8 protein-coding genes are annotated in these 8,625 nt (G+C 57.3%); all 8 read right to left on the bottom strand.

Annotated features, from left to right (window positions below; genetic code table 11):
* Positions 1–251: 251 nt before the first annotated feature.
* Complete coding sequence (locus CKY51_RS22085) at positions 252–1,598, bottom strand: aminotransferase class I/II-fold pyridoxal phosphate-dependent enzyme (RefSeq protein ID WP_022972611.1); 1,347 nt, start codon at positions 1,596–1,598, stop codon at positions 252–254.
* A 318-nt stretch (positions 1,599–1,916) separates the two neighbouring features.
* Positions 1,917–2,774, bottom strand: coding sequence for a hypothetical protein (locus tag CKY51_RS22080; RefSeq protein ID WP_152250046.1), 858 nt, complete (start codon positions 2,772–2,774; stop codon positions 1,917–1,919).
* A 355-nt stretch (positions 2,775–3,129) separates the two neighbouring features.
* Positions 3,130–3,729, bottom strand: a complete 600-nt coding sequence (locus tag CKY51_RS22075) for a hypothetical protein (RefSeq protein ID WP_152250044.1) — start codon at positions 3,727–3,729, stop codon at positions 3,130–3,132.
* Between the two features lie 53 nt (positions 3,730–3,782).
* Positions 3,783–4,814 carry a hypothetical protein gene (locus CKY51_RS22070; RefSeq protein ID WP_152250042.1) on the bottom strand — a complete coding sequence of 344 codons (1,032 nt, stop codon included), beginning with the start codon at positions 4,812–4,814 and terminating at the stop codon, positions 3,783–3,785.
* 51 nt (positions 4,815–4,865) lie between these two features.
* The gene (locus CKY51_RS22065; RefSeq protein ID WP_152250040.1) at positions 4,866–5,054 is read right to left on the bottom strand and encodes a hypothetical protein; all 189 of its coding nucleotides are present in this window, start codon (positions 5,052–5,054) and stop codon (positions 4,866–4,868) included.
* Between the two features lie 285 nt (positions 5,055–5,339).
* The gene (locus tag CKY51_RS22060; RefSeq protein WP_152250038.1) at positions 5,340–6,143 is read right to left on the bottom strand and encodes an ADP-ribosyltransferase family protein; all 804 of its coding nucleotides are present in this window, start codon (positions 6,141–6,143) and stop codon (positions 5,340–5,342) included.
* 432 nt (positions 6,144–6,575) lie between these two features.
* Positions 6,576–7,652 carry a hypothetical protein gene (locus CKY51_RS22055; protein WP_152250036.1) on the bottom strand — a complete coding sequence of 359 codons (1,077 nt, stop codon included), beginning with the start codon at positions 7,650–7,652 and terminating at the stop codon, positions 6,576–6,578.
* A 158-nt stretch (positions 7,653–7,810) separates the two neighbouring features.
* Positions 7,811–8,625: AAA family ATPase (locus tag CKY51_RS22050; RefSeq protein WP_425509551.1), on the bottom strand; the 815-nt coding region annotated here is incomplete at its 5' end.

Raw genomic sequence — 8,625 nt, 5'->3', positions numbered from 1 at the left:
TGACGGGGGAGCTTACGCCATTGCCTGCAAGACCCATCCCGCACCCGCCGACCGCACGCGCGCCAACCCTGGTCGGCGCGTCCGCAAGCCAGCTGTGCGGAGTGCGCTGCATCGGTCGAGGAATTCAGTTGAAGGATGGCGCTAGCAGACCTGCCTGGGTGACGAGCTCCAGTCCCCAAAGCACGTTCTTACGCACTGACAAGTCCGAACGCGTGCGCGCGCCGACATCAACCGGCACGCGCAGCGGTCGGCTAGAACTGCAGCCGCAGTCGCGTGTCGCTGCGGGCGTGGGCGTCCCAGACCTGGTCGATACACTCCGCCAAGCGCTGCAGATCGGTCTGGGTGTGCGTGGCCATCACACTGATGCGCAGTCGTTCTTCACCGCGCGGCACCGCCGGGTAATGCACCGGATTGACGAACACGCCGAGCTGGTGCAAGCGCATCGCAGCCGCCTTGGCATCCATGTCGACTGGAGTACGCACGACCAGAATCGCCGACGGCGTGGACACGTTCAGCCCCCAGCGCAAGGCATTGAGCCGCGCGCACAGCGCAGCGACGTTGGCATGCAGTTGGCGCATGCGGTCCGGCTCGACTTCGATCACGTCCAGGGCACCATGCACCGCAGCAATCGTGGTCGGCGGCAGCGCTGCCGAGAACATGTACGAACGCGCGATGTAGCGTAGGTATTCGATCAACGGCCGCGAGGCGCAGACGAAGCCGCCATTGACCGCCAGCGTCTTGCTGAAGGTACCCATCAACACATCGATATCCTTGGCCACACCGAAGTGCTCGCCGGCGCCACAGCCGTGCGCACCGAGCACGCCGGTACCGTGGGCGTCATCGACTACCAACATCGCCGACCGGCGCTTGCATAGCCCGATCAGGCGATCCAGCGGCGCCAGGTCGCCGTCCATCGAATACACACCTTCCACCGCAACGAACAGATCGCGGTTGCCGCGATCGTGCTGATCCAGCAAATGCGAGAGCCGTCCCAGATCGTTGTGCGGGAAGCGACGCGCGGCATGTCCGGACAGCTTCAGGCCGTCGAACCAGGACGCATGCGAATACTCGTCGTAGTACATGCGATCGCTCACCCGCATCAACGCGCCCGGCAGCGCCAGATTCGCCGAGAAGCCGCTGGAGAAGATCATCGCGTCTTCCTGGCCTTTGTGCGCGGCCAGACGCTCTTCCAGTTCGCGGGTGATGCCGAGGTAGCCATTGAGAAACGGAGGCCCGCCGATACCGGTGCCGTACTGGGCGATGGCGCGAGCCACGCGGGCCCGCACGTGCGGGTGGTTGGCTAGGCCGAGATAGTTATTGGAACCGAACATCAGCATCGGCCGGGCCTTGCCGCTGCACCGGTCAAGGACCATCACCTGGCGGTCGGCAGGCGAGATGATCTCGCGGTGGTAGGGCATACGTCCCTGCTCGCGGTCCTGCCGGTTCAGCGCCTCGACATAGCGCGAGCGCTGCCTCAGGTTCATATCGAGATTGCCGAACAGCAGCGCAGGATCAAAGTTTTCGCCGCTCTGCGGCAGGGGATCGGATGCTTCCAGGACATCGGCGCCGGAAGCGAGCGCCTGGGTGGAGAGCTGCATAGAGTAGCCTGTGCGATACATGGTTGGAGGAGCGAATGTTCCCGTCTTACGGGGACCAGGCACGATAGGACCCACGTCCGTAAAGTCTCCATCCACCGCGACATAAAGAAACGCACTGGCCACATAAATTTTGCATATGGCGAACGCACGCACCGAAGCGAACGACCGCTGGCGCGCGCAGGACACGAGGGCTGCAGTGCCGATCCCTGCGCATGCCGTGCGGGCACCTGCATCTGCAGGGCGGCGCCGCGCCAGGAAACGGGGTCAGGTTGGCTTCCAAAGTGAACCTGACCCTGAGGTTTTCAAAATCGATCAGGCTTATTGGTCCTGCATCGGCATCGTAGCGTCCTCTGCCTCTCCGTCCTGCGATTCAGCGTCGAGCACGTTGCGACGCATGTAGCTGACGGTATACCCCTCGTACCCCTCCTGCACGGGCCGAAACGCCCAGATCGTAGAGCGCTCGTAGGTGTCCTCGCGGGCAATGAACGCGCCTGGCGTGCCCCTGATCAGGGTTTCCATGTGGCAATCGGCAACTTGGTTGGCCTGGGTCGGCGCATGGATGGTATGCCCAGGTTCGCCAGTGAAACTGTAAGCGGCTTGATGTGTCTGCTCGTAGCGCATGTTCGGCACAGGCAACGCTTCGCCTGTGTCTTCGGGCCTTGGGCTTCTAGGTCGAGGTGTGTCGCTAGGCGTACGCGTCCCCGCAAAATCTGCGCCCGTGTACTCAACGTATGTCACATCGGAACCGACTTTGAAATTCGTGTTGCTATTACGGTCGCTGAAGCGCAAGTGCTTGCTCTTCTTCTCTGCAGCTTTCTTTTCCAGCATCCTTGGAATATCCGGCAAATCCTCTTTTCTGGAGTACATCTTGCGCGTCGAGGAGATCGTGTTATTGATCTTCGTCCTGGCTTTGCGCGAGGTGTAGCCCCGGCCATCCTTACCAATCTCCAACGGCAAATGAAGAAAAGGAGTGATGTCACCCTGGATTTCCCGTTTTTTTTGCCCGTATGCCGCGCCAAGAAGCCGCTGCATTTCGTCCTCGCCCTTCTTCGCAAGGCGACCCGATGTCCGCATAGGTCCATGTGTAGACGACATCTTATTGCGCAAAGAGCAGGTCACCTTATGATGGATGGCCTTCCCCCTCCCCGTCCTGCCGCATTCTTCACACTGGCTCATTGTCTCCTCCCATGTTGCGTGCAAACCTGCCGGACTAGAGTGCTCTCATCAGCCCTCGTTACCACTCCAGCAACCGACACACCACCTGGCGTTCGTTTGTGGCAGAGCGTACGTCCAGCAATGGAAGGCAGGCATCTCTTTAAGCAACGACCATGCGCGGCCGCGGCCATCGCATGATCACGATCCCAGGTCGCGAGCGATTCCGAAGTCATTAACCTCAACCTGCAAGCAGCTTGGCAAGTGACTGCCGAAACCTAACCTGACCCTGTTACGGTTCTTATCAGCAAGTCGCCGCTGTCGACTGATAAGTGAACCTGACCCCATTACCCAGACATCCTTCCTTTTTTGCACCTGCTCACGGCATACTGGGTACCTTGACCAGAAATTCGCGGGCAGTTGCGTAATCGATCATCGGCGGGTTGCCGAAACCGACTGGCGGCACATACCCAACGGCATAGCTGTCGATCGAGCAGCCGCCCTTACGTAGCAGGTAGACCGCCTTGCACAGGCAGGACAGGTCCGGCATGTAATGGCCGCTGTGATTGTCCACCTTCACTAGCCGGTGCAGGACATCCACCCGCAGCATGCCGGCGCAGATCAGTCCCTTGCCAGCCGGAATGGTGGAATGGTGCAATTCGCGCTCGTCGATGGGCTGCTGCTCTATCGCGTAGAACTTTGCGTCCACGGTGATCACGTAGATGTAAATTCCCTCTCTCAACGCGTCGCTGGGTCGTTCCGCCGGCCGATTGCGCCAGTGCACGCATCCTCCCAGGAAGCAGATCTCCTGCTTGGAACGCTCGGCATCGTTCTGATACCAGACCTTCGGAAAGCCCTGCGTGTCTTCACCGCGGCGACCAGGCTGCATCATCACCTGGCTCTCCGAATAGCGGCGGCCGAACACGTCGCGCGCGCCTCCGCGCGCACGCCATTTCAGATCTTCTTCGGTGACCGACATGGATCTTCCTGCCTCACGTGGATGGAACCGGACGAAACGTGTCCTGGTTGGCCTCAGGGATACAGTTGCATCATGTTGGAGACACCGTCATTGGCGTTGCGGGGATTGTTCTGCTGGCCGAACAGCTGCCAATTGCCATTGACCTTCACTCCGATGAAGTAGGCGTTTCCCCATTGATCGGTATAGCCATGGGTACGCACCCGACGGGCGCCAGCCAAGCTCAGCGCGGTACTGCCCGTGCCGGCAACCATGCCGAATACGCCCAAAGTACCGGCTGCCGCGCCGGCGAGGTTTCCATCGCGCACGATTCGTTGCGTCAGCGCCACGCCGGAGGGCGACCCGGCGTACTGCGCCAAGTCCTGCGGAAGCAGATGGCGTACCTTGTCATCCGGACGGATGTGCGCCATGGTGAGGCTGCCGCCGTTGACGCGATAGATCACGGCGCATCCGCTCAGTTGTGTGGTCACCGCCAGATTGCCGGTCACCGTGCTGCCATCAATGGCGTGCAATTGGTCCTTGACGCTGGAATAGCTCTGTACATGGATGTTGTAGCCATCAACCTTGCTGTGTACATGCGCTTGAGTGGGATGCGAGGGTTCGAGCGTGTAAAGGTTATAATGCCCGTCGAAGTAAAGGTCGTACTGCGTCGGACCGGATGCCGTCATCATTCCCGCGCTAGTCTTGATCCGTTGGTTGACTAGGAACAGCGCCGGATTGGATATCAGTTGCGTGGCAATCGGGCGCAACGTGGTTGCACCTTTCACGGCCAATGCTGCCTTGACAACCAGCAACAGCCGCGCATGCAATTGCGAGCTGGGTGCCTGCATCGCCTCCTGGCGAGCGCGCTGTACAGCAATGTTGCACAGCACGCTGTAGATCAAGATTAGTGCGCGGCGGTACTTGCGCTCCTGCTTGTCGCCGCCTTCCCCGCCCAACGACATACCTTGATCCACTGCGGCCGGGATTGTCATGGCCATGGCCGCCAAGTTATCGGCGATAGTCTCCGCACTTGGCACAGTGAGGTTGTTGACTCGCAGATCTCGGATGAAGGCAATGGTGTCGTTGATTCGGTTGTTCTTAGGCATGGCGACTAGCTCGTCTTGGCATATCGGTGAGTTACTTCGGGGGAAACGGAGTCAGGTTGACTTCCAAAGTGAACCTGATCCCGCTTTTTGCGTCGCATAATCGAACCAGAAATTCGCGTTGGCATCGGTGAGCTCCTCCATGGCGAACCACACCCGATGCGTAAGGCCAGCGCGAAATTTGCCATTGCCAAGGTCCGTCGGTGCCGTGAGCACCATCTCCTTGTATCCGAAGACTTTCATTGATTGCTCCCACGAGCCGAATGGGATGGCGCGATGCGCCTGCAGAGGAGAGCGGACGCATTGCCGCCGACGATGCAATCGAAATGCATGGCCGGGAAGTGTCGCCGACTGGATTCGAATCGACTGGAGTGACGTTACTACTTCTGCGGACGTTCGCTATGAAGCCACAAGGATGACCCAGGCCAGACAGATCGAGGAGCGGCCTTCGCATGCTCATGCGATCGTCGATCGGAATCCGGGTAGGCACAGGCATGCCTACACCTCTGCTTCCCATGATCACGACAATCATTTCAAGAGAGCCTGACCGCGACGCACGTCAAAGATGCGAATCGTTTCGTCGGCAAAGGTTTGTTCCAACCCCCAATGGAACAGCATGAATCGCCCACCAACCGAGTTATCGAGCAGTACGGGAATCTTCCCCAGCAAAGGTAGCGTGATGGACCTAACCGCTGGCAGGCCAGGTGCGACATCAGGAGTCGGCTCGGGTGGCGGCGGGGAAAAGTCCCGCATGCCGACCATTTGTAAGAGCCGCTTACACTCTTCCACCCCCAAGCGGCCTTCATTGACGTTCACGTAAATCACCGGCGTCGACTTGTCGGGAACATTGGAATAATTCCCGTAGTAGACAATATCGCCAGGGGGCAATATGTACTCGTACCACTTGCCGACCCCGATACTGCTTGTCGCCCGACGGATACAGCGCTCCCCGCGCGGCACCACCATGTGATAGACGTACGCACCGCCGCCAAACTTGGTTGCCGCCAACGTGGATGCCGCCGAGATCAGACATCGCGTTGGCGCACCGGCCGGGACCTTCCGGCACAGTCTCAATGCCGAGTCGCTGTTATCGAAGCTCTCGCTCATCGCCCTGTAGACGATGATGTCTTCTTTCAGCGTCAGACCCTTGTTCTTGATCGCATCGAGGATAATCGCGCTATCGCGCATGACCTCGCTAGAGTACCGAGGGTCAATGACCCCTTTTCCGCGCATGCTTGTATTGATGGAGATGGCGTACTCATAGTACTGGAAGTACTTGTTAATCGCCGCCTCTTCCGCTTCACTGAGCTTACTGTCAGATTCGATACACATCGCGTTCCCCGAAATGATCGTACCAGGCATTGCGGACCAAGCCGTATTCCATACCGAAGCAGGCTCGTTCCGCCAACGCTCCTATCGATTTGTCACATCGACTTTGAAAATGAAGCGAATCCAGTTCGACGCACTCGCTTCCTCCAATGAGGATTCAGACCTGCTTTCCGACCTCCGCAATCCAACCCGATCCACAGCCGGGCATCCCGTCTTATTGCGCCAGGACCGCGACATCACCGGCTGGTAAAAACTTGAGCGACGCAATCAACAGGAAGCAAGGCTAGAAGCGGGGCCAGGGAACGGCGTCCAAAGTGAACCTGATCCCGTTTTTGCCGCCGTTTTTTCCGTTTTGCGACCCCGTTTTTGCGTTTTTGCGTTTTTGCGTTTTTGCGTTTTTGCAAAGTGAGCCTGACCTGTTTTTTTGGCCACTTGTTATTCGATTCTCCTCAATTTTTTATAGCGACGCTTTTCTCCGTGGAATGTCGCCTCAACATTCTCCAATCCATAATCAGTTTCCGCCAGGATAATACTAGCTTCGACAACCCCACGTTTTACGAGAGTAGATTGGTGACCGAGAGCGCACTCTTTTTCACTGCGATCCCGATAATGATCTAGTAGACCGGAACGCTGCGCGATACCGTCGTTATAATTATTTGAAACTCCATCTTTTAAAAAGTTTTCAACAATTTCCCGTTTTTTTCTTTTCACATATTTTGCAATTTCTGGATTAAATCTATGGAGTACATTATACGCATCATTAATGGCGCGATCTCGATGCGAATTCAGTATCTCTCCGCGAATCTTAGAGTAGTAACCGATGAGCCAATCCGGATTTCTAGATATTAATGACTGCACCGAGTTGGCGAACCGATAGGAGTTGGAGAAGCACCCTTGACATTTTTCAGTGTGGGCTTTTGTCCATCCAGTTGGGCCGTTTTCCGACTTCTCATTGACGCAGTCCAGCAGCCATTGCCACAAGGTCACGCGTCGCTCAATCACGTCGGCACCTTCTTGCACGTAAATGGGCTCACCCGAGGCTGACCGTGCAGCGGTACCTGCATAGAGCTCTGCCGTACCCGAGGCCCAACCGAAATTCATACCGATGGACAGCCACTGGTAGGAATGAGAGAACTCACCGTGACCAAATCCGAAAGAATCTTTCCAGAGAACCTTGTCCTGGATGTTTTTCACAAACGTTTTACCGTCGATGTTGTCGATGTAGACTACGTGTCGAGCTGAGAAACTCTGGTTGTCGCTGTAAGCAGAGAATCCATAACGTGACGCCATCTCACGGATTGCCCGAGTAAGCCGATTGCTTCCAGGACGCATCTCGGGAAATAGCCTCCATAGCTCTTTAGACACATCCTCAAGAACGCTTTCAAAGCGACCTTTCTCGGTTAGGAACCATGCGATATCCGCATACTCTTCCTTATTTTCAATATGCGGAAATAGAATTTCGAGGCAATCCTTCGCGTGCTTCTTGCTCTTTAATTCAACCCAATAAGTCACATCTCCTCCGATGGCGGCCTTTAGCCGCGCAGCTTTTTTAGATGCATACAGATTCGCAACAAATGACTCAACGAGGATCTAATCACCATATTCAACCACAGCTCCGAAGCGGCTACGGCGATTTCCCAACGCATGGAATAATCGCAAATGGTCAAACTTCAATCCGTGAAGTATTTGAAAGAAGAATCTGCAATCGACACAGTGATACCCGCAACTGCATCACCTTCAATCTGCCGTTCCATAAGCTTCCGACTCACCTCCGGCAACATCGAATTGGTCAGGATCGCATCGATCATCCGCCCGCCCGACTCGCTCTCCGTGCATCGCGAGACCACCAGCTCCACCACCGAGTCGTCGTAGTCGAACGGAATCCTGTAGCGCTCCTCGATCCGCTGCTTGATGCGATTCAACTGCAGCCGCACGATCTGGCCGAGCATGGCGTTACTGAGCGGGTAATACGGAATCGCCACCAAACGCCCGAGCAACGCCGGCGGGAAGACCTTCAACAACGGCTCGCGGATGGCTTTGGCCATGCCGTCTGGATCCGGTAGTAGTTCCGGGTCTTTGCACAGGCTGGCAATGAGGTCGGTGCCGGCGTTGCTGGTCAGGATGATCAAGGTGTTGCGGAAGTCGATGCGGCGGCCTTCGCCGTCTTCCATCCAGCCCTTGTCGAAGACCTGGAAGAACAGTTCGTGGACGTCGGGGTGGGCCTTCTCCACTTCGTCCAGCAGCACCACCGAGTACGGTTTGCGCCGCACCGCTTCGGTCAGCACACCGCCTTCGCCGTAGCCGACGTAGCCCGGTGGTGCGCCCTTGAGCGAGGAGACGGTGTGCGCTTCCTGGTATTCGCTCATGTTGATGGTGATCAGGTTCTGTTCGCCGCCGTACAAGGTTTCGGCCAGGGCGAGTGCGGTTTCGGTCTTGCCGACGCCGGAAGTACCGGCGAGCAGGAATACGCCGATCGGTTTGTCCG

The organism is Xanthomonas maliensis (assembly GCF_009192945.1).
Lineage (GTDB): Bacteria > Pseudomonadota > Gammaproteobacteria > Xanthomonadales > Xanthomonadaceae > Xanthomonas > Xanthomonas maliensis.
This window is presented reverse-complemented; position numbering and strand designations above follow the sequence as displayed.

What these genes read in the sequence shown, in the direction of transcription:
- CKY51_RS22085 (WP_022972611.1), bottom strand. Translation starts at nt 1,598, where the DNA reads ATGCAGCTCTCCACCCAGGCGCTCGCTTCCGGCGCCGATGTCCTGGAA.
- CKY51_RS22080 (WP_152250046.1), bottom strand. Translation starts at nt 2,774, where the DNA reads ATGAGCCAGTGTGAAGAATGCGGCAGGACGGGGAGGGGGAAGGCCATC.
- CKY51_RS22075 (WP_152250044.1), bottom strand. Translation starts at nt 3,729, where the DNA reads ATGTCGGTCACCGAAGAAGATCTGAAATGGCGTGCGCGCGGAGGCGCG.
- CKY51_RS22070 (WP_152250042.1), bottom strand. Translation starts at nt 4,814, where the DNA reads ATGCCTAAGAACAACCGAATCAACGACACCATTGCCTTCATCCGAGAT.
- CKY51_RS22065 (WP_152250040.1), bottom strand. Translation starts at nt 5,054, where the DNA reads ATGAAAGTCTTCGGATACAAGGAGATGGTGCTCACGGCACCGACGGAC.
- CKY51_RS22060 (WP_152250038.1), bottom strand. Translation starts at nt 6,143, where the DNA reads ATGTGTATCGAATCTGACAGTAAGCTCAGTGAAGCGGAAGAGGCGGCG.